26 protein-coding genes are annotated in these 25,234 nt (G+C 56.7%); 14 read left to right on the top strand and 12 right to left on the bottom strand.

Going from position 1 to position 25,234, the window contains the following annotated elements; all coding sequences use genetic code 11:
- Positions 1-19 precede the first annotated feature (19 nt).
- Positions 20-1,102: a signal recognition particle-docking protein FtsY gene (gene ftsY, locus D0C27_RS14780; RefSeq protein WP_431188477.1), complete on the top strand. Its 1,083-nt coding sequence runs from the start codon at positions 20-22 to the stop codon at positions 1,100-1,102.
- 141 nt (positions 1,103-1,243) lie between these two features.
- Here the strand turns inward: ftsY and D0C27_RS14775 are convergent, their stop codons facing one another.
- Both D0C27_RS14775 and D0C27_RS14770 read right to left on the bottom strand, forming a co-directional pair.
- Complete coding sequence (locus D0C27_RS14775; protein WP_137431233.1) at positions 1,244-2,773, bottom strand: CYTH and CHAD domain-containing protein; 1,530 nt, start codon at positions 2,771-2,773, stop codon at positions 1,244-1,246.
- A 119-nt stretch (positions 2,774-2,892) separates the two neighbouring features.
- Positions 2,893-3,720, bottom strand: coding sequence for an IclR family transcriptional regulator (locus tag D0C27_RS14770; RefSeq protein ID WP_042488803.1), 828 nt, complete (start codon positions 3,718-3,720; stop codon positions 2,893-2,895).
- 115 nt (positions 3,721-3,835) lie between these two features.
- Between D0C27_RS14770 and ribBA the strand changes: the two genes are divergently transcribed.
- Genes ribBA through D0C27_RS14740 form a run of 6 tightly spaced genes read left to right on the top strand, consistent with a single transcriptional unit; the run spans position 3,836 to position 8,014 of the window.
- Entirely contained in the window at positions 3,836-5,002 is a 1,167-nt protein-coding gene (gene ribBA, locus D0C27_RS14765) for a bifunctional 3,4-dihydroxy-2-butanone-4-phosphate synthase/GTP cyclohydrolase II (protein ID WP_009454780.1), read from the top strand.
- 14 nt (positions 5,003-5,016) lie between these two features.
- On the top strand, positions 5,017-5,535 hold the full coding sequence (gene ribH / locus D0C27_RS14760; protein ID WP_009454781.1) for a 6,7-dimethyl-8-ribityllumazine synthase: 519 nt from the start codon (positions 5,017-5,019) through the stop codon (positions 5,533-5,535).
- Complete coding sequence (nusB, locus tag D0C27_RS14755; RefSeq protein WP_431188460.1) at positions 5,519-6,004, top strand: transcription antitermination factor NusB; 486 nt, start codon at positions 5,519-5,521, stop codon at positions 6,002-6,004. Before ribH ends, nusB begins: the two co-directional genes overlap by 17 nt.
- 13 nt (positions 6,005-6,017) lie before the next feature.
- A complete protein-coding gene (thiL, locus tag D0C27_RS14750) occupies positions 6,018-6,980 on the top strand; it encodes a thiamine-phosphate kinase (protein WP_035273371.1) in 963 nt (320 codons plus the stop codon).
- 9 nt (positions 6,981-6,989) lie between these two features.
- On the top strand, positions 6,990-7,511 hold the full coding sequence (locus tag D0C27_RS14745) for a phosphatidylglycerophosphatase A family protein (protein ID WP_009454786.1): 522 nt from the start codon (positions 6,990-6,992) through the stop codon (positions 7,509-7,511).
- Positions 7,508-8,014 carry a CinA family protein gene (locus tag D0C27_RS14740; protein ID WP_026485462.1) on the top strand — a complete coding sequence of 169 codons (507 nt, stop codon included), beginning with the start codon at positions 7,508-7,510 and terminating at the stop codon, positions 8,012-8,014. Before D0C27_RS14745 ends, D0C27_RS14740 begins: the two co-directional genes overlap by 4 nt.
- 4 nt (positions 8,015-8,018) lie before the next feature.
- Here D0C27_RS14740 and D0C27_RS14735 read toward each other — a convergent pair whose 3' ends face one another.
- Positions 8,019-8,819 (bottom strand): IclR family transcriptional regulator domain-containing protein, encoded by an 801-nt coding sequence (locus D0C27_RS14735; RefSeq protein WP_137431232.1) that lies wholly within the window; start codon positions 8,817-8,819, stop codon positions 8,019-8,021.
- Positions 8,820-8,968: 149 nt separating this feature from the next.
- Between D0C27_RS14735 and D0C27_RS14730 the strand changes: the two genes are divergently transcribed.
- Entirely contained in the window at positions 8,969-9,955 is a 987-nt protein-coding gene (locus D0C27_RS14730; RefSeq protein WP_009454792.1) for a Bug family tripartite tricarboxylate transporter substrate binding protein, read from the top strand.
- 25 nt (positions 9,956-9,980) lie between these two features.
- Positions 9,981-11,234: a CaiB/BaiF CoA transferase family protein gene (locus tag D0C27_RS14725; protein ID WP_239054599.1), complete on the top strand. Its 1,254-nt coding sequence runs from the start codon at positions 9,981-9,983 to the stop codon at positions 11,232-11,234.
- Between the two features lie 388 nt (positions 11,235-11,622).
- Here the strand turns inward: D0C27_RS14725 and pyrF are convergent, their stop codons facing one another.
- The 4 genes from pyrF to D0C27_RS14705 form a co-directional block, all read right to left on the bottom strand.
- Positions 11,623-12,450, bottom strand: a complete 828-nt coding sequence (gene pyrF / locus D0C27_RS14720) for an orotidine-5'-phosphate decarboxylase (protein ID WP_026485466.1) — start codon at positions 12,448-12,450, stop codon at positions 11,623-11,625.
- Positions 12,451-12,455: 5 nt separating this feature from the next.
- Positions 12,456-12,839, bottom strand: a complete 384-nt coding sequence (locus tag D0C27_RS14715) for a diacylglycerol kinase (protein ID WP_009454798.1) — start codon at positions 12,837-12,839, stop codon at positions 12,456-12,458.
- Between the two features lie 154 nt (positions 12,840-12,993).
- Entirely contained in the window at positions 12,994-14,640 is a 1,647-nt protein-coding gene (gene groL, locus D0C27_RS14710) for a chaperonin GroEL (RefSeq protein WP_026485468.1), read from the bottom strand.
- Positions 14,641-14,674: 34 nt separating this feature from the next.
- Positions 14,675-14,962, bottom strand: a complete 288-nt coding sequence (locus D0C27_RS14705) for a co-chaperone GroES (RefSeq protein WP_009454802.1) — start codon at positions 14,960-14,962, stop codon at positions 14,675-14,677.
- A gap of 320 nt (positions 14,963-15,282) precedes the next feature.
- On the opposite strand from D0C27_RS14705, the gene D0C27_RS14700 reads away from it, so the two are divergent.
- Positions 15,283-16,116 carry an aminoglycoside phosphotransferase family protein gene (locus D0C27_RS14700; RefSeq protein ID WP_035273360.1) on the top strand — a complete coding sequence of 278 codons (834 nt, stop codon included), beginning with the start codon at positions 15,283-15,285 and terminating at the stop codon, positions 16,114-16,116.
- On the opposite strand, the gene D0C27_RS14695 is transcribed toward D0C27_RS14700, so the two are convergent.
- The 5 genes from D0C27_RS14695 to D0C27_RS14675 form a co-directional block, all read right to left on the bottom strand.
- The gene (locus D0C27_RS14695) at positions 16,108-16,665 is read right to left on the bottom strand and encodes a DUF1697 domain-containing protein (protein ID WP_137431231.1); all 558 of its coding nucleotides are present in this window, start codon (positions 16,663-16,665) and stop codon (positions 16,108-16,110) included. The genes D0C27_RS14700 and D0C27_RS14695 overlap by 9 nt on opposite strands.
- Positions 16,666-17,004: 339 nt before the next feature.
- Positions 17,005-18,423 (bottom strand): indoleacetamide hydrolase, encoded by a 1,419-nt coding sequence (iaaH, locus tag D0C27_RS14690; protein ID WP_137431230.1) that lies wholly within the window; start codon positions 18,421-18,423, stop codon positions 17,005-17,007.
- Between the two features lie 122 nt (positions 18,424-18,545).
- On the bottom strand, positions 18,546-19,691 hold the full coding sequence (locus tag D0C27_RS14685; protein ID WP_137431229.1) for a GGDEF domain-containing protein: 1,146 nt from the start codon (positions 19,689-19,691) through the stop codon (positions 18,546-18,548).
- Between the two features lie 132 nt (positions 19,692-19,823).
- Positions 19,824-20,024 (bottom strand): hypothetical protein, encoded by a 201-nt coding sequence (locus D0C27_RS14680; protein ID WP_009454811.1) that lies wholly within the window; start codon positions 20,022-20,024, stop codon positions 19,824-19,826.
- A gap of 515 nt (positions 20,025-20,539) precedes the next feature.
- Complete coding sequence (locus tag D0C27_RS14675) at positions 20,540-21,241, bottom strand: pirin family protein (protein ID WP_086061432.1); 702 nt, start codon at positions 21,239-21,241, stop codon at positions 20,540-20,542.
- Between the two features lie 97 nt (positions 21,242-21,338).
- On the opposite strand from D0C27_RS14675, the gene D0C27_RS14670 reads away from it, so the two are divergent.
- The 4 genes from D0C27_RS14670 (at position 21,339) to D0C27_RS14655 (ending at position 25,220) form a co-directional block, all read left to right on the top strand.
- Positions 21,339-22,256 carry a LysR family transcriptional regulator gene (locus D0C27_RS14670; protein ID WP_088452283.1) on the top strand — a complete coding sequence of 306 codons (918 nt, stop codon included), beginning with the start codon at positions 21,339-21,341 and terminating at the stop codon, positions 22,254-22,256.
- A gap of 61 nt (positions 22,257-22,317) precedes the next feature.
- Positions 22,318-22,785 carry a DUF1348 family protein gene (locus D0C27_RS14665; RefSeq protein ID WP_060186612.1) on the top strand — a complete coding sequence of 156 codons (468 nt, stop codon included), beginning with the start codon at positions 22,318-22,320 and terminating at the stop codon, positions 22,783-22,785.
- A gap of 261 nt (positions 22,786-23,046) precedes the next feature.
- A complete protein-coding gene (locus tag D0C27_RS14660; protein WP_009454816.1) occupies positions 23,047-24,033 on the top strand; it encodes a phosphate acetyltransferase in 987 nt (328 codons plus the stop codon).
- Positions 24,033-25,220 carry an acetate/propionate family kinase gene (locus D0C27_RS14655; RefSeq protein ID WP_137431228.1) on the top strand — a complete coding sequence of 396 codons (1,188 nt, stop codon included), beginning with the start codon at positions 24,033-24,035 and terminating at the stop codon, positions 25,218-25,220. Before D0C27_RS14660 ends, D0C27_RS14655 begins: the two co-directional genes overlap by 1 nt.
- Positions 25,221-25,234: the final 14 nt, after the last annotated feature.

The raw sequence follows: 25,234 nt of genomic DNA, 5'->3' as shown, positions 1-25,234 counted from the left end.
GGAGCCCGAGGTCGAGCCAGTGCCTGAACCCGAGGTGCAGCCGATTCCCGAGCCGGTACCGCAACCGGAACCTGAGATACAGCCGACTCCTGAACCGGAGCCAGAGATTGTTCCAGTTCCTGCGCCACAGCCTGACCCAGCACCTGCCCCGACGCCAGAGCCAGAAGCCGCCGCACCTGTGGTGAAAACTTCCTGGATGGCACGCTTGAAACAGGGCTTGTCGCGTACCGGTCAGAGCTTGAGCAGCCTGTTCGTCGGTGCCAAGGTTGATGAAACGCTGTTCGAGGAACTGGAAGACGCTTTGCTGATGGCAGACGCGGGTGTTGAGGCTACCGAGAAACTGATTACCGCCTTGCGTGCTCGTGTTCGCAAGGAAAAAATCAGCGATGCAGCCCAAGTCAAACAAGCCCTGTGCGACATCCTGACCGATCATTTGAAGCCCCTGGAGAAATCCTTTCCTCTGGAATCGAGCAAACCACTGGTAGTCATGATTGCCGGGGTGAATGGTGCAGGTAAAACCACGTCTATCGGTAAGTTGGCCCACACCTTCCAGGAGCAGGGCGCAAAAGTCTTGTTGGCCGCCGGTGATACCTTCCGTGCCGCCGCTCGTGAACAACTGATTGAGTGGGGCACCCGCAATAACGTCAGTGTTATTGCTCAGGACGGTGGTGACCCCGCCGCGGTGGCGTTTGATGCTGTGCATGCAGGGCGTGCCCGCGATATGGGCGTGGTCATGGTGGATACCGCCGGCCGCTTGCCAACCCAGCTTCACCTGATGGAAGAGCTCAAGAAGATCAAGCGCGTCATCGGCAAGGCCGATGGTCAGGCTCCTCATGAAATTCTCTTGGTTGTGGACGGCAATACCGGCCAGAACGCCATTTCGCAGATCCGTGCCTTTGATGCAGCCTTGGGTCTGACTGGCCTGGTTGTGACCAAGCTGGACGGCACGGCCAAAGGCGGTACGCTGGCTGCCGTTGCTGCCTGTGCGCAAGGCGTACGTCCTATTCCGGTTTACTGGATTGGCGTGGGCGAGGGCATGCAGGATCTGCAGGCCTTTGTGGCCCGTGAGTTTGCGTCGGCCTTGTTGGGCATGACCGCTTAAATCCAAGTTTGGCTGTCAAAAAAGCGGCGATGTCTTTACAGGCATCGCCGTTTTTTTATTCCTGGGCCTTCCAGGAAAAGAGCGCTACGTAGTGGCAAGCAAAGGCTCAGTGCACAGTGGGCTTTTCAGTACTTTTGGCGTTCAGCGTCGCAGAAGCTCTGTTTGCGGCTGATGCTGATCCAAGGCATTGAGCGCATGCTGTGCATGGGCGGCACGACCTTGGCGGGCATGCGTCAGCCAGTCCCGCGCAAACTGCGCTTGCTCGGGGTTGGCCGCATGTTGGGCATACCAATCCAGTGCCACGTCCACGTCGGTGACTGCACCAATCAAGGCCTGACATTCGCGCAGCACTTTGTGCAGCCCTTGCTTGTCGGCTGCGCTGGGTAAAAACTCCAGGCAGTAACGCAGGCTCTTGATACGGTTGCGCAAACGATGCTGCTTGTCCTGGCTGATCTGCGCAAAGCGTTGGCTGCGTAGTTGAATTGTCTGGAACCAGCGGCTGATACGGGCTTCGATCAAATGTTCGGGCTGAGGTACACCGTTCAGTTCCAGCGTAGGGCCGCAAATCAGGCTCTGCAGATTACTTAACAGCAGGGACTGAAACTCGGCTGCACTGGCCAGTTGGACCGGGTCGTGCTCCAGATGGGCGGGAGTAGGCTCAGGTGCGGGGCCGGGCATTCCCGCCTGCAGCAGCAAGGGGGTGATTTCCAGGTGTACCAGGTCATGGTCGCGTGCCTGACCAAACAGACCAAAATAATGTGTCAGACGCGTATTGGCATACCCTTCGCTAGCCGATAGCCACATTTTGAACAGCTTGCGGCAGGAGCGCAGACGGCGCAGACCCACGCGCATCAAGGCCAGATAGTCGGCCTGACGGGAAGAGTCCGGACGTATGCCATCCACGCCGGCCAGCAAGGCGGCATTGCGAATGACCTGTTCCAGGCTCATGGTGGCACTCAGGCTATAAAACTGTTCCAGATCTTCGGTGTCAACAAAATGCGGTTTGGGCAGGTCGTAGGCTTTGCGGGTCAAGGCCGCAGCTACCTGTTCGGGCGTCAGATCCAGACTTTCCGATTTGGCCCGGCGGCGGTCCGCCAGACTGGCCAGGGCATCACCACGCTCGGACTTGCTGCGCATCTCCAGAATCAGGCCATGTTTGTACAGCCAGCGCTGGCCAACCTCAAACATGGTCAGGCTCTCGCCCTTGATCAGCTCAATTTCCAGCTCGTTGACCAGCAGCTTCAAACCATTGGATTCGATATGGCCCACATCGTAGGCTAGCTCCAGTTCAGACTGGCCTTGCTTGATCAGGGCCAGCTCGCGCTGGATGCGGGTTTGATAACGGGCTTGGATTTGATCCGCGTAACGAGCCAGCGCAGTGTGGGCGGGTGTGTCCTGATACAGGCTCAGGTCCAGTTCCGGGCCGGGACGGGGGTGATTGATTTCAATGCGGGACAGGGTATCAGGACCGGGCAGTTTGACGGTCTGAACCCATTGCTCGCCTTCCTTGCGCAGACGCAAGGCGATACTCGAGCGCGCCAAATCGCGTTCGGGCGTATCAAAGTAAATGGCATTTAAGGTAATGCTACCCGTGCGTACGGCGTCAAAGGCGGTCAATAAACCGGGACGGGCACTCTCGGGTACAAAAAATTTCAGTTCTTGTTCTAGCACAGCATCGCACTCGAGAAATCACCCACAACAGGTGGGCGGATAAAACGATTATTTTGCATGTAAACCAGCCAAACTTGAAGTGTCGACACCCGTATAAGTGTGTGTAGTCATGTCAAGTTTTATAAAGGGGGAGTACCTAGTGGCTCGCGCCAGCCCAACTGGTGTGAAATGCTGTTGGCGCACTGTCGCAACTGAGCCAGGATGGGGCTGTTGATACTGGCATCAAACAGCGTACTGGGGCCCAGACTGGTCAGGGCCAGCACAATCTGGCCGGAGTGATCAAATACGGGGACGGACAGGGCATCAATACCGGGCAAGGGGTTGCCCAGTGCCTGTGCCACACCTTGTTCACGGATTTTCTCCAGCATGGCAGCCAGTTCTTTGGGGCTGGGGCGCAGCGGACTGATACTGGTGACAACCGCGCTGTCACCTGCCTCGCGCTCAATGTAGTGGCGCGCCACTTCAGGGGGCAGCCAGGCGGCAAAGACGTGGCCGGTGGCCGTGTGCAGCATGGACATGACCGTGCCGCAGCGCATGTTCACATGGACCGGGTAGCTGGCCTCGCTGATATGAACCATGGTGGGTCCGTGTGAGCCCAGCACCGCCAAGCCCAGGGTGTGCCCGATGCGCGAGGCCCAGGCTTGAACCAGGGGCAGGGCAATCTTCACCGGGTTCTGGCTTTGCAAGCTGACCAAACCCATCTGCAAGGCAAACGGCCCCAGCTCGTACAGGCCGGTAGCCGGAGCCTGCTGCACCAGTCCTACGTTGGTAAAACTGACCAGATACGGGTGGGCTTTGGCCGAACTCATCCCAGCTTGCGTGGCCAGATCTCGCAACATCATGGGTTGTCCGCTATCTACCAGCACTTTCAACAGGCCAAAACCCGTTTCAATGGATTGGATACGGCGACGCTTTTCGTCCAGAGCAGGCAAAATGGGTTCGGTCATAGGGGTTTGGAGCGGTTTGGCACGGTCTTCAAGTGTACCGACTAATGAAGCTGCCCGCCGGGCCTTGGGTGTCGTAAAATGGCCTTAATTATTATCTGTCTGAGCAAAGAGCACGATGAATCAAGAAATTCAGTCCGACGCTGGTCAACTGGGCGCCAGTCCAATCGCTCCCGTTCCAGAGATTGTCGAAGAGCTGCGCGCCGGTCGCATGGTTATTCTGGTTGACGAAGAGGACCGCGAAAACGAAGGCGATCTGGTCATGGCCGCCGAATTCGTAAATGCCGAGGCGATCAACTTCATGGTGACGCATGGCCGCGGTCTGGTTTGCCTGACGCTGACCGAAGAGCGCTGCCGTCAGCTGGACCTGCCTTTGATGGCCACCCGCAACGGTACACGCTTTGGCACCAACTTCACGGTGTCGATTGAAGCGGCTGAAGGCGTGGAGACCGGCATTTCCGCTGCTGACCGCGCCCGTACTGTGCAAGCGGCCGTGGCCCGTGATGCACGTCCCATTGATCTGGTGCAGCCTGGTCACATTTTTCCCTTGAAGGCGGCCAAAGGTGGTGTGCTGGTGCGTGCCGGTCACACCGAAGCGGGCTGCGATTTGACGGCGATGGCAGGCTTGACCCCGGCTGCTGTCATTTGTGAAGTGCTCAATCCTGACGGCACCATGGCGCGTTTGCCCGATTTGTTGGTGTTCGCCCGCGAACACGGCATCAAGGTTGGCACTATTGCGGACCTGATCCAGTACCGCAGCGAACACGAGTCCATGATCGAGCGTTTGCACAAGAAGTCCGTCAAGACTCCTTATGGCGAATTTGAATGCCACGCTTACCGCGATCTGTCTTCCGGTGGCTTGCATCTGGCACTGGTGCACGGTGAAATCAGCCCGGAAGTGGAAACCCTGGTGCGTGTACATGAACCGACTACCGTGCTGGATGTTCTGATCGAGGGGGATGTGGGCCACAGTTGGACCCTGCCCACTGCGTTGCGTACCGTGGCCAAATCCGACAGCGGTGTTGTCTTGCTGATGAACTGCCAGAGCTCCGAAGAAGAGAGTTTCGAGCAGATTCAGGCTTGGGCTGCAGACAGCCCGGCCCAGGCGCCACGCGGTCGCCCTAGCCGCAACGATCTGCGCACCTACGGGATTGGTGCACAAATTTTGCGTGACCTCAATGTTGGTAAAGCCCGTTTGATGTCGCGACCACGTAAAATGCCAAGCATGGCCGGGTTTGCATTGACCGTGACGGGTTACCATAGCGAACCAGACTCTCAATCCTAAGCGGAGCTTCCAACATGAATCCTTACATTGTTACCCCTGACCTGAATGGGGAAGGTCTGCACATTGGTATTGTGCGTGCGCGTTTTAATGAATCCATCGGTCTGACCGAGTTGGAAGCCTGCTTGAAAGAGCTGGAAGCTTTGGGTGTAGACGAGCGCGACGTGACCGTTCTGTCCGTCCCCGGCGCGCTGGAACTGGGCATCACCCTGGGCCAGATGGCTGAAACCGGCGAATTTGATGCCCTGATCGCTCTGGGTGCTGTTATCCGCGGTGACACCTACCACTTTGAAGTGGTCAGCAATGAAAGCGCTTCGGCCATTACTCAAGTCTCCCTGGCAACCGGTATTCCTGTTGCCAACGGTGTACTGACCACCAACACAGATGAACAAGCCGAGATTCGTGCTGCTGAAAAAGGTCGCGATTGCGCCCGTACAGCGGTCGAGCTGGGCAATCTTATCGCCGTCCTCGAACCCGAGCTGGACGACGATGAGGACGAAGATTACGAGGACGAAGATCTTGACGACGACAAATAAAGTCCTGGCCAGCAAGGCCAACGGACGATCCGCGCGCCGCCGCTCGCGCGAATTTGCCCTGCAGGGCATCTACTCCTGGCTGTTGCGAGGTGCTGATGGCCTGCAGGAAGCCACCTCCATCGACGCCCATATCCGGGGCGACGAGGAGTTTGGCGAAGCCGACGCAGCCTGGTTCAAAACCTTGCTGTTCGGCGTCATGCGCGAAGCCCCTGTGCTGCGCGAACGCTTTTTGCCGTATGTGGATCGTCCTTTGGAAGAGCTCTCTCCCATCGAACACGGCATCTTGCTGATTGGCAGCTACGAACTGGTGCATCACGTTGAAGTGCCTTACCGTGTTGCCATTAACGAAGCCGTTGAACTGGCCAAGTCCTTTGGCGGTACCGACGGTTTCAAATTCGTGAACGGCGTGCTGGACAAACTGGCCGCCGACGTACGCGCACCTGAAGTTGCCAAGCAGGCCCGCCGCTAAAACGGGGCGTGCCGTGCTGAACGAGTTCGGTCTTATCCAGCAGTATTTCAATCGTCCCGCTCCCGAAGGCTATTTGGGAGTGGGCGACGACTGCGCCCTTTTTACTCCAACACCCGGCTGGCAACTGGCCAGCAGCGTGGATCTATTGATCGAAGGGCAACATTTCTTTCCCGATGTGGACCCCTTTCTCTTGGGGCACAAGGCGCTGGCCGTGAACCTGTCGGACCTGGGCGCCATGGGAGCCAAGCCACGAGCCTGCCTCCTGGCTTTGTCCATGCCCGAAGTCCGGCCCGAGTGGCTGGCCGCATTCTCCAAAGGTTTGTTTGAACTGGCCGATCAGGCGCAATGCCCCTTGATCGGTGGCGATACCACGCGCAGCAAGCAAGGGGTGGTCATCAGCATTACGGTGCTGGGTGAAGTCCCGGTGGGACAGGCCTTGCAACGCAGTGCGGCTCAAGCTGGTGACGACATCTGGTTGACGGGGACGTTGGGGGCGGCAGACATTGCCTTGCGCCTCTTGCAAGGTCGACTGGCTGCGGACCCGGATCGTCTGGCTGCCAGCCGACCAGCCTTGGAACAACCCTGGCCGCCTTACCGCCTGGGCCATGCCCTGGCAGGTTTGGCTCATGCTGCCATTGATGTGTCTGATGGCCTGGTTCAAGACCTGGGTCATATCGCCAAAGCCAGCCAATGTGCCGCCCATCTGGATTGGGACGCCTTGCCGCTGGATCTTTCCTTAAAGGGTTTGCCTGCCGAGCTGCAACGCGAAGCGGTTCTGGTTGGTGGTGACGTTTTTCAATTGTGTTTTACGGGGGCTCCCCAACAACGGGAGTCCATCATGGCGCTGGCCCAGCGCGAAGGCGTGCAGCTTAGCCGTATTGGCTCCATGCACGCTGGTAGCGGGGTGTACGTGCGTGATCAACAGGGTCTGCATCCTGCCCCTGCCCAGGGCGGTTTCGATCATTTTGGTGGCTGAGTCTGTGTCATGAGCACATTTCCTGATCCTTCCTTGAATCCCATTCAACGTCCTACCCTGGATTGGGTGGTGAAAAAGCCTTGGCGCCTGATTGCCTTTGGCGGCGGTACCGGCGTATTGCGTCCGGGGCCGGGTACCTGGGGCACGGTGCTGGCTTGGGTCTTGTGGGTCTTGGGTCTGCATGTGCTGACCGACACGCAAATGGCCATTTTCTTGCCACTTACCTTTTTCATTGGCTGCTGGGCTTGCCACCGCACGGGCTACGACCTGGGCGTGTCCGATCACAGCGGCATGAATTGGGATGAGATGGTCGCCTTTTGGCTGGTGCTGTGGCTGATTCCGCAGACCTGGCTTGCACAGGGCATCGCATTCGTTTTATTTCGTTTCTTTGATATTCTCAAACCACCGCCAATCCGCTATTTTGATCGTCGTCTGCATAATGGTTTTGGCGTTATGTGGGACGATCTCCTGGCGGCAGGCTATACCTTGTTGCTGATGGCTGTCTTGGTACGTTTTGGAGTTTTCTCATGAGCGATTACGAGCACGGCAATGCCGCCCTGGCCCTGGGGCGAGCCCTTAAAGATCGCGGCTGGATGGTGGCCTGCGCCGAGTCATGTACCGGTGGCCTGCTGGCTGCTGCCCTGACGGACCTGCCCGGCTCCAGCGCCTGGTTCGAGCGCGGTCTGGTCACTTACAGCAATAAGGCCAAGGTTCAGGAACTGGGCGTGAACCAGGACACCCTGGATCGTTTTGGCGCGGTCAGCGAGGAAACCGCCATGGAAATGGCGGCGGGTGCGCTGGAAGCCACTGCAGATGCGGAACTGGCTATTTCCACGACCGGCATTGCCGGTCCGGATGGAGCCACGGCGGGCAAGCCGGTTGGCCTGGTGTGCTTCGGTTTTGCACAGCGCCGGGGTGATGGCATTGTGACCCGCGCCTCTGCTCGTATCTTTGATGGAGACCGGGCCCAAATCCGTCAGCAGGCCGTGGAATACGCCTTGGCCAGTGCGCTGACCATGCTCAATCCCGCCTGATTGCTCAGGCCGGCAACATCAAACCCAGCTGCCTGGCGCTCGAACGTAGTTCGGGCAGGCAGCGCTGGATCAGTTTCTCTTCCGTATCCTGCCAGTCCTTGATGCTGATGCTCATCCCGGCCACAACGCGCCCGCTGGCACTGCGCACGGGTACGCCAATTGCCGTTAGACCCAGTTCCAGTTCTTCCTTGATCAAGGAATAATCCTTTGCCTGTACCTCCTTCAATTCGCGCAGCAAAGCCTCGCGAGTATGGGCGGTGTATTGCGTCATGATCTTGAAGGGAGCCAGCTCCAGGTAGGCATCCAGCCTGCTTTGCGGCAACTGCGACAGCATCATTCGCCCGATAGAGGTGCAGTGAGCAGGCAGGCGGCTACCCAGGCCCAAAGACACAGTCAGTACACGCTGTCGTTGGGCGCGTGCCAGATACAGAATTTCGTCTCCATCCAGCAAGGCCAGTGCACAGGTTTCACCGACGCGGTCACTCAGGTCGTCCAGTATGGGCTGGGCCAGACTGACAATGGAGGTCGAAGAAAAGTAGGCATGGCCCAGCTGCAAAATCGCCGGACGCAGCTTCCAGAACGGACCTTCCTGCTCTGCATAGCCCAGGGCTTGCAGCGTGTAGAGGCAGCGCTGCACCACCGCCCGTGCCAGACCCGTTTTCAGGGCAATTTCTGCGGCCCGCAATGGCCGCCTTCTGTCTGAAAAAGCCGTAATCACCTGCAAACCACGGGCTAGCGATTGCATGTAGTCCGGATCGCCTTTGTAGCTGCTGGCGGTAGGGCTTGTCTCTTTATTCGTCGTCATTGCTCAGTAAGTGGCAAGGTCTAGTTTTGTTCGATTAGCGAACTCGATGGGATTAACAAGAATTATCGATGATAAATTGTAAAAAAAACAAGACTTAGCAATTTAATAATCAAGTTCGATTATCGGACAAAATAAGTTTGGAGTGATTCATGAAAAAAATTCTAGCCCGTAAAGTGGCTCCTCTGCTGGCCGGAATGGGTTTGTTGTTTTGTTCCTTGGGCGCGCAAGCCGCGTATCCGGACAAGCCTATCCGTCTGGTTGTGCCCTTTACGCCGGGCGGTGTGACTGACGTGATTGCCCGAGGTGTCGCGCAGCAACTGTCCAAGGATCTGGGCCAGATCATCATTGTGGAAAACAAGCCCGGCGCCAGCGGCATTATCGCTACGGACTTCGTCGCGAAATCTGCCCCCGATGGCTATACCGTCTTGCTGGCCGCGGTTGGTCAGGCCGTGGTGAACAACCACCTTTACAAGAAACTGCCTTACGATCCGGCGCAGGATCTGGCTGCTGTTTCTCTGGTGGCGGAAGGGCAGAACGTGCTGGTGGTGAACGCCAAGCAAAGCCCGTTCAATACGGGCGAAGAGTTGATCAGCCATGCTCGCGCCAAGCCCGATGATCTGACTTACGCTTCCTTTGGTAATGGTTCGTCCTCGCACCTGTCGGCCGCCGCCTTTACCACGATGGCCAATATCGACGTCATCCACGCTCCTTACCGTGGCAGCGCACCTGCCATGACTGATCTGCTGGGTGGCCACATCTCCTTCATGTTCGACAGCATGGGCACCGCAATTACGCACATCAACGCCAATACTGTGCGTCCCCTGGCTGTGTCCGGTCCGGAGCGTTCCTCCTTGTTGCCAGAGGTTCCAACCTTTGCAGAGTTGGGCCTGAACCAGGGCTATAACGTGACAGCCTGGTTTGGTTTCCACGTCAGCAGCGGCACGCCTACTGAAATTATTGATCGCCTGAGCCAGGCCATGAAAACCGTCAGCGAGAACAGCGAGTTTGTTGAAACCTTCCGTCGTCAGGGCGTGGACATCATTTCCTCCACCCCTGCCGAGTACGCCGAGTTCCTGCGTCAGGAAGACGAGAAATTGGGCAGCCTGATCAAGCAAGCCAATATCACGCTGGACTAATTGTTTTTGAATGGAGCACTGTAACGTGAGCGATCAGCACGCCTCGCAGGCGACGCGTCCTGCCCCTTTGGATGGTATCCGGGTTCTGGATCTGACACGCATTCTGGCTGGCCCATGGTGCACACAGAACCTGGCCGACCTGGGGGCCAATGTCTACAAGATAGAGCGACCCGAAACCGGCGATGATACCCGCGCCTGGGGCCCGCCCTTTTTGCAGACACCTGAAAAGGAAGATACGGCGGAAGCGGCCTATTACTTGTCGGCCAACCGTAACAAGCAGTCGATCAGCCTGGATATTGCCAGCCAGGAAGGGGCGGATGTGGTGCGTGCCATGGCACGGGAATGCGACATTCTGGTGGAGAACTTCAAGGTGGGGGGGCTGGCTAAATACGGCCTGGACTACGCCAGCTTGAAAGAGATTAACCCTCGCCTGATTTATTGCTCGATTACCGGCTTTGGCCAGACAGGCCCTTATGCCGAGCGTCCGGGTTATGACTTCATGATCCAGGCCATGGGCGGCATGATGAGCTTGACGGGCGAGCGTGATGACAAGCCCGGCGGTGGTCCCCAGAAAGCGGGGGTTGCCGTCGCGGACTTGATGACGGGCATGTATGCCACCAGCAGCATTCTGGCCGCCTTGTTTGAACGCTCACGCAGTGGTTTGGGGCAGCATATCGACATTGCCTTGCTGGACTGTCAGGTAGCCATGCTGGCGAACCAGAACATGAATTATCTGGTCAGTGGGCAGGCACCGAAGCGAGCCGGTAATGCCCATCAGAATCTGGTGCCCTATCAGGTGTTCCCGACGGCCGATGGCCACATCATTGTGGCTATCGGCAATAACCGTCAGTTCGCGGCTTATTGCGAAGCAATTGGACACCCGGAAATTGTTGAGGATTCGCGTTTCAACATTAACAGTCAGCGGGTCAAGCACAGGGATGAGCTGGAGCAGATCCTGAGTGCCGCGATGCAACAGCATCCTAGCGCTTACTGGCTGGAAGCACTGGATAAGATCGGTGTGCCAGCTGGACCTATCAATGATCTGCACGGCGTGTTCTCGCACCCGCAGGTTCAGGCCCGGAATATGCGTATCGAGCTGGACCACAGCCAGGCCGGCAAGGTCAGCATGACGGCCAGCCCCATGCGCTTCTCTGACAGTCCGGTGTCCTACCGTATGGCTCCGCCACAATTGGGCGAGCATACCGAGCAGGCGCTGGAGAGTTTGCTGGGAGCGGATAACCCGGAGCTGAAGCAGTGGCGCAACCGGAACCAGGCTTGACTAGGGTTAAAAGCCAAAGCCAAACCAGAATTTGAACCAGTGTCAGAGTCGAGGCGCAGGCCTAGTTTAGCGTTTGGACTTGTGGCAGAAGTAGTGTCTGATTGACACCGCCCCTGCTACCTGAAATACAGGTCAGACCCTGGCCTAGGCCTCGTGACTCAGTAGGGGGGAAGCTGCTCCCACGCTTAAGGCTCAACTGAGCCTGAGCGGGTCCTATCGGTCATAGCTTAATAAATAAGAAGCCCCACTCACTTTGGTTTGAATCCAAGTGAGTGGGGCTTTCTTGTATCTACACTAATTGCTGTCGCTGTCGCTGTCGCTGCCGCTGTCGCTACAAGCTTGGACTCTGTATCCCCGGTCTGTTTTCAAACCGGGGAAGGGCAGTCAATTAGCGCTGCTTGTTTCGCGCATCATTAATCGCATTGCGTGTAGCAATCGCTGCAGCTTGTGCCGCATCACGCCAGTCATCGCCTCGGCTGGCGTACAGAATGGCACGCGAAGAGTTGATCATCATGCCGTTACCTTGCGAGTCCATACCAGCAGCAACGGTGGCGACCACATCGCCACCTTGTGCGCCAATGCCGGGCACCAGCAAAGGCATATCGCCAATACGGGCACGTACCTTGCCAATTTCCTCGGGGAAGGTTGCGCCCACCACCAAAGCACATTGGCCGTTTGTATTCCATTTCTCTGCCACCAGGCTGGCTACGTGCAGGTACAACGGGGTACCGTCGGCCATCTCCATGAATTGCAGGTCCGAGCCACCAGGGTTGGAGGTGCGGCACAGCACGATCACGCCCTTGTCCTTGTGCTCCAGGTACGGCTCTACCGAGTCAAAGCCCATGTAGGGGCTGACGGTGACGGCGTCTGCGCGGTAGCGCTCAAAGGCTTCGCGTGCGTACTGCTCGGCTGTCGAACCCACGTCCCCACGCTTGGCATCCAGAACGATGGGCAGGTGAGGGTAGCGGCTGCGAATGTAGTCGCACAGGTCTTGCAACTGATCCTCGGCACCCTGAGCGGCAAAGTAGGCAATCTGTGGCTTGATGCCACAGGTGTAGTCGGCGGTGACGTCCACAATCGCTTTGCAGAACTCATAAATCGCGCCGGGTTTGCTGGCCAGCTCCAAAGGCAGGCGGGCAGGGTCTGGGTCCAGACCCACCATCAGCATGGATTGGTTGTCCGTCCAGGCACGGTTCAGTTTTTCTATGAATGTCATGGGAATCAGGAAAGTAAACGGCTATACAAAAAGCTGAGCCAGACGGCACCAGCAAAAATAAGGGACAGCAGCACGGCAGCACTGGCCAGATCCTTGGCCCGCCCGATCAAGGGGTGGTGCTCCAGGGTAATCGTGTCGGCCAGGGCCTCCAGGGCCGAGTTCAGCAGCTCCACCACCAGCACAAAAACCAGTGTGCCCAGCAGGACCAGAATCTCCGCCGGGGTTTGCCCCAGCCAGAATGCCAGTGGCGTCAGGATGACAGCCAGCGCCAGTTCCTGGCGAAAGGCAGCCTCATGGCGCAGAGCAGCGGCCAGGCCCTGGCTGGAGTAGCGCAGGGCATTGAACAGGCGACCAACACCGCCTTTGCTTTTGAATGGAGAGTCTGACATGAAGGACGCTGCAGATTGAAGTGCCCTGATTATAGGGGTTTGCTTGGGCGAAAAAAAACCGGATGGAAAAATCCATCCGGTTTTTGTACTAAAAGCGTGGCGATCAGGGCAGAAGTGATCAATTTCCGCCCGGATCGGGGTGCTGATAAGTGGCTTAGAAGCCGCCCATACCACCCATGCCGCCCATGCCACCCATGTCAGGCATGGCTGGAGCAGGTTTGTCTTCCACGATTTCGGTCACGGCCACTTCGGTGGTCAGCAACAGGCTGGCGATCGAAGCTGCGTTTTGCAGGGCAGTGCGAGTCACCTTGGTTGGGTCCAGAACGCCTTGCTCGACCAGGTCACCGTATTCGCCAGTAGCAGCGTTGTAACCATAGGTGCCGGTGCCGCTGGCCACTTGGTTAACAACCACGCTGGCTTCTTCGCCGGCGTTGGAAACGATGGTGCGCAAAGGAGCTTCGATAGCACGCAGGATCAGCTTGATACCGGCGTCTTGGTCGGTGTTGTCGCCTTTCAGTTGGGCAACAGCTGCGCGGGCACGAATCAGAGCAACGCCACCGCCAGGAACGATACCTTCTTCGACGGCTGCGCGAGTAGCGTGCAGGGCGTCTTCAACGCGGGCTTTCTTCTCTTTCATTTCGACTTCGGTGGCAGCACCAACGCGAATCACGGCAACACCGCCAGCCAGCTTGGCCACGCGCTCTTGCAGTTTTTCACGGTCGTAGTCGGAAGTGGACTCGTCGATCTGAACGCGGATTTGTTTCACGCGAGCTTCGATGTCGGTGCCGTTGCCAGCGCCGTCGATGATCGTGGTGTTTTCTTTGGCCACTTCAATGCGCTTGGCCTGACCCAGGTCGTCCAGAGTCGCTTTTTCCAGGGACATACCGGTTTCTTCGGAGATCACGGTACCGCCAGTCAGGATAGCGATGTCTTCCAGCATGGCTTTGCGACGATCGCCAAAGCCAGGAGCTTTAACGGCGGTAGTCTTCAGAATGCCACGGATGTTGTTCACAACCAGAGTAGCCAGGGCTTCGCCTTCCACGTCTTCAGCAACGATCAGCAAAGGACGGCTGGTCTTGGCAACTTGCTCCAGTACGGGCAGCAGGTCACGGATGTTGGAGATTTTCTTGTCGAAAATCAGAACAAACGGATCGTCCAGAACAGCAACTTGCTTGTCAGCGTTGTTGATGAAGTAAGGGGACAGGTAGCCGCGGTCAAACTGCATACCTTCGACCACGTCCAGTTCGTTTTCCAGGGATTTGCCGTCTTCAACGGTAATCACGCCTTCTTTGCCCACTTTGTCCATGGCATTGGCGATGATCTCACCAATGGAGTGGTCGCTGTTGGCGGAAATGGAACCGACCTGAGCAATTTCTTTGCTGGTGGTGCAAGGACGGGACAGTTGACGCAGTTCATCAACCACAACGCCAACGGCCTTGTCGATACCGCGCTTCAGGTCCATTGGGTTGATGCCAGCGGCAACAAACTTCAGGCCTTCTTCAACGATGGCTTGAGCCAGAACAGTAGCGGTAGTGGTACCGTCACCGGCGTTGTCGGAAGTTTTGGAAGCAACTTCTTTAACCAGTTGAGCACCGATGTTCTCGAACTTGTCTTTCAGTTCGATTTCTTTGGCAACGGACACACCGTCTTTAGTAACGGTAGGAGCGCCGAAAGAGCGGTCCAGAACAACGTTACGGCCTTTGGGGCCCATGGTGGTCTTAACAGCGTTGGCCAGAACGTTGACGCCGCGCACGATGCGGGTACGTGCGTCGTCGCCGAAGTAAACTTGTTTTGCGGTCATGGTTTGAATCCTATTGAATTTTCGTTGGCGGTACTTATTCGATCACGGCGAAGATTTCTTCTTCGCGGATCACCAGCAGCTCTTCGCCGTCGATCTTGACGGCCTGGCCGGAGTATTTGCCAAACAGAACTTTGTCGCCGACCTTCAGATCCAGCGCCAGAACCTTGCCGTCCTCGGTTTTCTTACCGGGGCCAACGGCCAGGATTTCGCCTTGATCGGGCTTTTCAGTCGCGCTCTCGGGGATAACGATACCGGAAGCGGTGGTGCGTTCGTTGTCCAGACGCTTGACGATCACACGATCGTTCAAAGGACGCAGTGCCATGGAGAAACTCCTGTTTAAAGATGACTTTAGTTGTTGGTCCGATTGTGGGGGCGAGGCGTTTTAGCACTCAACCCCTTCGAGTGCTAATTATAGGGACGACTTTTCTAATTTCAAGAGCACCAGGGTCAGGCTGTTACATATTTGTCCTGGGGCGTGAAGTAGGGGGGAGGGAAACGCCGGATTCTGGTGCGTGTCTGGACTTGGACTCACATTAATAAGGCAAGCTCAGTTAAGCTGGGCGCTTTCGATCATGAGCGGTCGGGCATGATCGAACGCCAGGCTTTCTTTTGCCTAAAGAGATTTCCACGAAAACCAGCGCAATGTCCAACTTCAACCTATTCAATGTCTTTCTCCAACGCTGGGGGGCGCAGGCCGCTGGCAAGCCTTTCAGCACGGCGACCAGCGATCTGATGCCCGTGCGGCTGACCGGGAAGTTGGAGGGGCAGCCGGCGATGATCAAAATCACACGAGATCTTGATGAGCGCATCGGTGGCCAAGTGCTGCAATGGTGGGCTGGTGATGGCGCGGCGCATGTATATGCGCTGGACCCAGACTCTGGAGCGTTGCTGATGGAGCGTGCAACGGGCTCCAGGGATCTATTGCGCATGGCTTTAGAAGGGGAAGATGATGCAGCGACGACCTGTATCTGCCGTGCCCTTGAGCAATTGCATTCAAACCGACCTTCGGCCCCACCTGACAATTTGCGCCCCCTGAGCGATTTTTTTGAATCGCTGGCACCGATGGCGCAGCAAGAGGGCGGTTTGATGGCCGAATGCGCACTAGTGGCCAATGAGCTGCTGCGAGATCAGCGTGATCAGGTCGTTCTGCACGGGGATGCGCACCATAGCAACATTCTTGATTTCGATCAGCGTGGATGGCTGGCAATAGATCCCAAGCGCGTCACTGGTGAGCGCTATTACGACTATGTAAATGTGCTGTGCAACCCTGATCTTAAAACGAGCACCGATCCAGCGCGCTTTGCACGGCAGTTGTCGGTAGTCATCGAGGTTGCAGGGCTGGAGCGTCAACGCTTGCTCAGATGGGTCATGGCGCATGCGGCCTTGTCAGCTGCCTGGTTTCTGGAGGATGGATTGCGCACCGAGGCCAATAAAGAGTTGGCCGTTGCGGCGCTGGCTCGACGGGCCTTAGCTTGAGGGGTTCATCACTATTTCATTACCCGTACTCAAGGCGATCAGCTTGCTCATGGTGTTGAAGTTGCGTGTCGTCGCAACGACCTTGAGCTTTCTCTCGATGAAATTATTGTTGGCTTTCAGGTCTCGATACCGGGTTGCGCACACAATATAGGCGATGTCATCAATGACGCGGACCTGATCCGGTGCGTGCTCCAGGGCGTGGAAGGCATGCAGCAAGACGCTATCTGCTGGGGAGCGCAGCAGGGTGAAATATAGCTGGCTGGGGCTTTCGTCCTTGAAAGGATTGTTCGCCATCACCCGCATGAAATAAGTCGGTGTTCGGGCGATAACCTGAATATCTCCGCCCAGCTTGTTCTTGATAGTGTGGTGAACCAGTTGCTCCAACTCCGGCTGTTCCAGCTCTGTGGACACAATCACATTGCCGCTTTGTATATAAGTCCGGACCTCTTTCAGACCCGCTGCTTCCAGGGCTGCGCGTAGTGGTGCCATCAAGACCTTGTTCTTGCCGGTGGGCATGAGGCCGCGCAATAAAAGAATCTGTGTATTCATGGTGTGTGCTGGCCGTGAAGTTGGGGTGTTGCCGTGCAGGCGGGAGTTTCAGTACGCCATTTTATGCTGTGTTAAAAAACAGTAGTGAGTTTAGTTTTCAAGGCTCGTCAGTCTGCACTGTGTGAGCATCACGGCTGGTTGGTGCAGATGTGGCGTCGGCGGTTTGGCGGTAATACGGACCCGGGCGCATGACGCCTTCGTGAGGAGCCTCATCAAAAAAACAGGCCGATTTCCCTAGGAATTCGGCCTGTTTCTTGTTGGGCTGATGGCATTTGGATGTGGCGAGTTATTCAGCCTGGTGCAGTAGCCTGCAGATTGCTTAATCCGTCTTTACGTCATTTAAGCCCGTTTGCCCAAATCCGGTGCCGGTGTCGTTGGCAGCAAAGGATCAATCGCACGGCACAGAGCCAGCAGCTGATCATCTGCACCGATACCCGCTTCAATCAGCATCCCCACTGGCAGACCACCTGACAGACCGATAGGCAGTGAGATGCCCGGTGCGCCCAGGTTCGAACCCAAGTCGGTACGAGAGATGTAAGTGTTGAAGGTAGGTACTGCCTTGCCGTTCATCATGGTGGTTTCATCATCGCCAATCGGGCAGGCGGTCAGCGGGCTGGTCGGGAAGATCAAGCCACTGACATTGGACTGGCGCAGCAGGTCTGCATAGGCCTGTTGCATCAGGGGGCGGTCTACATTCAGCGCTTCTTCGTAGGCTTCCTGGCTGATGGTGTAGTCGCCCGTAATGGCGTCGAAAATCTCTTTCACATCGGGGCTGTGAATGCCAGCAATCAACTCGTCCAAGCTAATGTCGTACTTGTTTTCGGCCAGGTACAAAGGCAGGTTCTGCAAGGTTTCATACAGCACAATCGGCATGCCGACGCGGGCATTGATCTTCAGAACCGGAGACAGGTCTATATCGACCAGCGTGACACCGGCTTTTTGCAAATCATCCAGAAACGCCAGGGTCACGTCGGCCACACCGGCATCCATATCCTTCCAGAAGCTGTCACGGGGTACGCCCAGACGCAGCTCCTTCAAGGAAGGAGTGGCAATCACAGTGGGGGCCTTCTGGCAGAGCAGGCTGTCCAGCAAGCTGATGTCAGCTAGACTGCGAGTCATGGGGCCTGCTGTATCGCGGGTAGGGGACAAGGGCACAATGCCCTGGCCTGAATAACGGCCCACTGTAGGACGGAAACCGTACAGGCCGCAAAGCGCGGCAGGTAAACGCACCGAAGCGCCCGTATCCGTGCCCAAGCCAGCTGGAAACTGACGAGCTGCCACAACCGTTGCAGTGCCACCGGAAGAGCCGCCGGGAATACGACTTGGATCATAAGGGTTGCGACTGGGGCCCGTAGTGGCGTTATTGGTCGTAATCCCAAAAGCCAGTTCGTGCATCACGGACTTGGCGGGCAGCACGGCACCGGCCTTGCGCAATTGTGCGACTACATCTGCATCTTTCAGCGGCACGCGACCTTGCAGGGCGCCGGTGCTGGACGTGGTGGGCATGTCCGTGGTGTTCAGGTTGTCTTTCATCACCAAAGGCACACCGTCCAGCGCCGAGGCTTCGCCACGGGCGCGGCGTGCGTCAGACTGATCGGCCTGCTGGTAAAACAGCTCTGAATCCAAATGTGCCAGACCGCCCAAATGGGCCATTTCTTGTGAGTGTTTGAGCAGCTCGTCGGCAATCTCTCGGGCGCTGAACTGGTTTTTTTCCAGACCTGCCAGCAGTTCGCTGGCGCTAAGTTCGGTAAGTGACATGGAGTCTCCTGGGGAGGCGTGAACGCCCCCGGCTTTTGCTGTGATAGTCCTATCAATCAGCCTCTAACGGGGCTGTCTTGAAAAAAGAGACTGTAAGGGTATCAGCAAGCAGGAGGAATAACTCAGGACGCCTTCCAAACGACCTTGTTGCGGCCAGCATGCTTGGCTTCGTACAAAAGCCGGTCAGCTTGCTCAATGGCCTGGTTGATGTCGCCATTGCTGTTTAGCTGAACCACACCGAAACTGGCCGTCAGCGTATGCGCCGTGGCCGGGATATGCAGATTCATCACACTGCTGCGCAAACGCTCGGCAACCAGCACGGCGGTATGCAAGCTGGTGCTGCGTATCAGCAAGACAAACTCCTCGCCCCCAAAGCGGGCTGCCAAATCGTCCTGGCGAACCGTGCGAGCCAGTAAGGCCCCGAACTCCTTCAAGGCCCGATCGCCCGCCACATGGCCCCAGGTGTCATTGACCATCTTGAAGTGGTCCAGATCGCAGGTCATGACCGCCCAGCCGCTATGTCCATACAGCTCCAGCCGTTTTTTGACCTGCTCGAAAAAAGCACGACGGTTCAACAAACGGGTCAAAGGGTCCCGGCTGCGCTCATGATCCAGCGTCTGCACAATCGACATGGCTGTACTGGTCAAAATAGCCAGCGCGACCCAAATGCTGATGAACATATTGGTCGCCAGCATCAAGAGCCAAAAACCGGAGCGGGTCAGCTCTGGCTGCATCTCGCGAGGGATCAGTGTGGCCAGCGCAAATACACGAACAAAGGCATAAAGCAAGGCTGTCAGGTAAGAGGCCCGCAACAGCGTTGCTAAAGGAATCGTGCGTGACCTGCCGGACAAGATCGACTTGATGGGCAAAGCAACCAAAAAGGCCAGGCCCCAGTTCAGAATTTGTAAACGCAGCCAGAGATCATCATCAATCTGGGAAAAATAAAAAAGCAGCCCCAGCGTGACGAGGACGATTGCTCCAGCCAATCTGGGATGAGCACGTCCGCCAAAACGTAAAGCGACCCCATGAGACAAAGCCCAGACACCATATAAATACATAGCCGACAAGGGCAGAGTCCAGCGGGCGAGTTGCTCATTGGGCATCAGGCTATGGATCCCCATAGGAATAGCCGTGGAGATATACCCCGAGGCAATCCAGAGCAGGTAACGGTGATCGCGTAGACGGCTCCAGCAGTAAATCATCGCGATGCCCAGCAATGCCGCGCAGGCAGGGACGATCAGAACGAAATACTGGTTGGGAGAGGACACGGTGTGTTCGCGTGCATTAAGAAGAGTTGAAAACTGGCGTTACAACAATTGTAACGATATTGTTGCAGGGCAGACGCTTATCGATTGAGAACAAACAGTTTAATCAGAGAAAAGAAGAAGTTTTGATCTGCTTTATGAGCCGGTTTCCGTTAAGGGAAGGCTGCGCAGAATGAGAAGGACAGACAAGGGGAAGGATTGTTTACCTAAGCTAAACAAAAAATCAGGAATACTTTTCAAAACCACACCGAAAACAGACAGTTGAGACAGCCCACCTCCAACTGTATTTTTCATGGCAGGAAATTGAGCCACGAAAAATACCCCTGAATCCATCATCAATTAGCTCATAGGGCGGCATCACAGTTACGTTTCGCCCTTAAATTGCTCATGATGCCAGCCACTTGGAGCCCTGCCTGGGTGTCGGGGCGATTCGGAGGACTTGCCGCGGTCAGGAGATAGCGTAGGGATGCAAGCGCCCTGTTGTTTGACCGGGGCGCTTGTGGTTCGTCCGGGGGACGAACCACCCCGGGAGTTCAGGGTGCGCCCGTAGCTATCTCCTGACAAGGGCACCGGTGCGCAGCACCGGCAAGTGCTCAGCCCGGACACCCAGGCAGGGCTCCAAGTGGCGTCTTTCTGCCAAGGTGGAGTACTGAACAAACAACATTACGCCAGCAAACGGCAAGGCAACCCAAGCGTTCTATTGGGTTGTTTAATTTCCGAGCTGACATATGACCTTAAAAAGACATATATTTTCTCTTACCTGCGTTTATTTTCAGAGCACCAGAACAGCAAAAAGAAGCGGGGGGAGCGCTCAAACGGCCCCCCCCATCTTCAAAACAGCCCTTCCGCAATTACTGCGCCGTCTCAACCAGCACCAGCTCCGCATCCTCCAGCGCCTGAATTTCCAGCGTCGTTTCATTGCGAATCGCCGCCCCATCACGGGCATTCAACTCCAGACCATTTACCGAAACCCGCCCTGTGGCAGGCACCAGATAAGCCAGATGCTCGGCAGGCAAAGACAGAGTCGTGCTTTGACCTTTCTTCAAGGTCGCTCCCAGCACACGGGCCTGGGCACGAATCGGCAAAGCCTCTGCGTCACCTTCAAAACCACTGGCCAGGGCCACAAATTGCCCCGAACGCTCATCCTTGGGGAAAGGCTTGGCACCCCAGGCAGGTGGCAAACCACGACGCTCTGGCTGAATCCAGATCTGGAAGATCCGTGTCGTCCCGCTTTCCAGGTTGTACTCCGCATGGCGAATACCCGTGCCGGCACTCATCACCTGCACATCACCGGCTTCAGTACGACCCTTATTGCCCAAACTGTCCTGGTGGCTGATCGCCCCTTCACGCACATACGTAATGATCTCCATATCGGCATGATCGTGAGGTGGAAATCCGGTGTTGGACGCAATCGTGTCGTCATTCCAGACACGCAGGGCACCCCAGCTCATGCGAGCGGGATCGTAGTAATTAGCAAAAGAAAAATGGTGCTTGGCGTCCAGCCAGCCGTGGTTGGCGCCGCCCAGTTCATTAAAAGGCCGATGTTCAATCATGATGCGCTCCTTAATATTGGATACTAAAAAGAATTCTAGGCGTCTTGCTGATTGAATAAAATAGAATCAATAGCATAGAATTCATTCCAAAAACGACATGAAAACATTACCGGATCTACAGGCCTGGGCCATCTTTGCCACTGTGGCGGAAACCGGCTCCTTTGCCCAGGCAGCCGAAGTTCTGGGCCTGTCACAACCTACTGTCTCCAAGGCAATCACCCGGCTGGAAAAACAGCTGCATGTGTCCCTGTTCCACCGTACCTCCCGACGCCTGTCCCTGACAGAAACCGGGCAGGCCAGCCTGGAACAGGCCCAAGCCGTTCTGGCTGCCGGACAAAACGCGGAAGCCCTGGCACGCGACCAGAAAGAAAGCCTGCAGGGACGTATCAAGATTGCTGCCCCCATGTCCTTCGGGCTGGAGCATCTGGCCCCTTTGCTGCCCGCCTTCATGGAAAAGCACCCGGCCGTGCTGCTGGATCTGCACTTTAACGACGCTCAGGTCAACATCGTGGAACAAGGTTTCGACATGGCCTTGCGTATCTCGACCATGGATGATTCCAGCCTTCTGGTGCGCCGTCTGTGCAATTTGCGCCTGCGGCTGGTTGCCGCCCCCAGTTACCTGGCCAAGTACGGCAGACCCTCACACCCCAGCGACCTGGCTCAGCACATGAGCCTGCGCTACGCCTACGAGCGACGCGGCAGTGTCTGGCGCTTTCAGCAAGGGCAGGAGTATTACTCCCAAACCGTGCCCTGCGCTTTGCAAGTCAACAATGCCCAGGCCTTGATCCCACCCTTGCTTCAGGGCCTGGGGCTTAGCGTGCTGCCTCAATTCCTGCTGGGCGATATGGTCGAGCAAGGCCAGTTGGAAATCGTGTTGCCGCAATGGGATTTGCCCAGCCTGACCTTGCATCTGCTGACGCCTCCGGGCCGCTCGCGCTCGGCTCGTGTGCAAGCTTTTATCGATTTTCTGGTCGCAGGATTTGAACGGGCAGCCTGGGCAGATACCGGCCAGTAAGAGACTGCTTACGTTTTGCCGCTAGACTGTCCGGTCCACTCTTGTTTTCTAGGAGATCACTATGGATACACGTCCTCCCTTGCCACCTTTCGATCTGGAGAGTGCCCGCCAGAAAGTGCGTGCCGCCGAGGATGCCTGGAATAGTCGTGACCCGGTCAAGGTTTCGCAGGCATATACCGTGGATACGCGCTGGCGCAATCGCAGCGAGTTTCCGCAGGGGCGAGATCAGGTTCAATCTTTTTTAGAACGCAAATGGCAAAAAGAGCGTGAATACCGCTTGATTAAAGAAATCTGGGCCTGGCATGAAAATAGAATTGCCGTGCGCTTTGCTTATGAATGGCAAGATGAGTACGGTCAGTGGTGGCGCAGTTACGGAAATGAAAATTGGGAATTTGACGAGCATGGCTATATGGCGGTGCGCCATGCCAGCATTAATGATGTGGCAATTACAGAATCCGAACGCAAGTTCCGTTGGCCCTTGGGGCGGCGCCCCGATGAGCATCCGGGTTTGAGTGATCTTGGCCTTTAATTAGACCTGGGTGGCTGATCCTGGATACGTTCAGATTGCGGTGGTTCGGGACGAATAAGCCACCACGGAAATAAAAATCCGGTTTGCATTTGGCTAAACCGGATTTTTTTTAATATTTAATCTTTATGCTTCATTCTTCATGGTCTGGAAAGAATAAAGGGCGAAATATTGAAGTTTCCCTGTTCGCAATCAAAGACACACGCTTGGATAAATGGTTTAGTGTTGGGTTAGCCTTCGTTCATCTCCAAGGAGTCTTCTATCATGAATCACCCTGCTGGCCCGGATACGGCCGCCGTGGATCGCACTGGGCCTTCCAGTCATTATTCCCGATTGATCGAGCAAGCTCGCAAAGAGCACAGTCGAATTTGTGTGGTGGCTCATCCCTGCGATGATGTGTCCCTTGGAGCCGCCTTGCAGGCACGGGCCCAAGGCCTGTTCGAGATCGTGCTGGTTGGCCCGCAGGCCCGTTTGCATTCCGTAGCGGCAGAGCATGGTTTAAGCCTGGAAGGGGTCACCTTGATTGATACCCCCCACAGCCATGCCTCGGCAGAGCGAGCCGTAGAGGAAGTGCTGGCCGGCCGTGCCCAGTTGCTGATGAAAGGCAGCCTGCATACGGATGAACTGATTCAGGCCGTGCTGTGCACCCAGGGCAAAGGTTTGCGGACTGGTCGCCGTTTGAGTCATGTTTTCATCATGGATGTGCCCAGCTATCCGGAGCCCTTGTTTGTGACGGACGGTGCCATCAATATTTTCCCCGATCTGAGCACCAAAGCGGATATTGTGCAAAACGCCATTGATCTGCACCACGGCCTGGGCTTGGGCAAACCGTTGGTCGCCATCCTGTCTGCGGTCGAGCAAGTGACCGAAAAAATCCCGACCACGCTGGAAGCGGCGGCCTTGTGCAAGATGGCTGATCGCGGCCAGATTACGGGCGGTGTGCTGGACGGCCCCTTGGCGCTGGATAACGCTATCAGCCCCGAGGCGGCGCGCATCAAAGGAATTGTGTCGCCCGTTGCGGGCAAGGCGCAGATTCTGGTGGCCCCTGATCTGGAGGCCGGCAATATGCTGGCCAAAAACCTGACCTTCCTGTCCGGCGCCCAGGCTGCCGGTATCGTGATGGGGGCTCGTGTGCCTATCATTCTGACCAGCCGAGCCGATAGCGCCCAGACCCGCATGGCCTCTTGCGCCGTTGCCAGCCTTTACGCGGGCTATCTGGAACGTAAAGTTGCTGTGGAGGCTGCGCACTAATGAGCGAGCAGATTCTGGTCATTAACGCAGGCAGCTCCAGCCTGAAGTTTCATATGTACAAGGTCCAGCCGGGCGACCATCTGGATTTTGAGTTTGGCGGTCAGGTTTCGGGCATTGGCAGTAGCCAGCCAGCCTTCAAAGTTAAAGATGCCCAGGGCCAATCCATGGTCAAGCAGGATCTGGATGGCGAGCAGGCCAGGGACCTGCATACAGCGCAGGCTTTGGTGGCGCGCTGGCTGCTGGAGCATGTGGATGGTCGGCCTATTGCCGTTGGCCACCGTATTGTGCACGGGGGCGCCCGCTACGACAGCAGCGTTCCCTTGACCCCGCAGGTGCTGGAGTATCTGGACAGCCTGTCACCTTTGGCACCACTGCATCAGCAGAACAATCTGGCTCCTGTTCGCGTGATCTTCGAGCACTACCCGGAGATCTTCCAGGTAGCGTGTCTGGATACGGCCTTCCATCAAGGACATGCCCCGCATTTGCAGCACTTTGCCTTGCCTGGTCGGTTCTTTGAACAGGGCGTGCGCCGCTACGGTTTCCACGGCCTGTCCTATCACTATATTTCCCAGCACCTGCGTCGCGAAATTCCCGAACTGGCTGACGGGCGCGTCGTCGTTGCCCATCTGGGTTCCGGAGCATCGGCTTGCGCCTTGAAAGAAGGCCGCAGCGTTCACACCACTATGGGCTTTACGGCGCTGGACGGCTTGCCTATGGGGACTCGTCCGGGGCGTCTGGATGCCGGTGTCGTGCTGTGGATGCTGGAGCAGGGCATGGAGCACGACGAGATCCAGTCCGTGCTCTACACCCAATCCGGCCTGAAAGGCTTGTCCGGCGATCAAGCGGATATGCGTGCGCTGGAAGCTTCCGATGATCCTCGTGCCAAGCTGGCGGTGCAGTACTTCTGCTATCACACGGCAGAGAATCTGGCGGGTTTGTGCGTTGCCTTGAAGGGGCTGGACGCCTTGGTCTTCACGGCGGGGATTGGCGAGCACAGCCCGTCTATTCGGGCAGGCATCGCCAAGCACCTGGAGTGGATGGGGGTGGAGATTGATCCGGCTCGTAATCAGGCAGGGGAAACCGTGATTTCTACCGACAGCAGTGCCGTGCGTGTATTGGTGATTCCAACCAACGAGGAACTGATCATTGCTGAACAGTCCCTCGCCTTGGTGCGTGCCAAACAGTAGGCCCGCTACACGTT

Origin of the sequence: Alcaligenes faecalis, from assembly GCF_005311025.1 — a bacterium.
Taxonomy (GTDB): Bacteria; Pseudomonadota; Gammaproteobacteria; order Burkholderiales; family Burkholderiaceae_B; genus Alcaligenes; species Alcaligenes phenolicus.
Note: the sequence above shows the minus strand (reverse complement) of the source record. Positions and strands in the feature narration are given on the sequence as shown.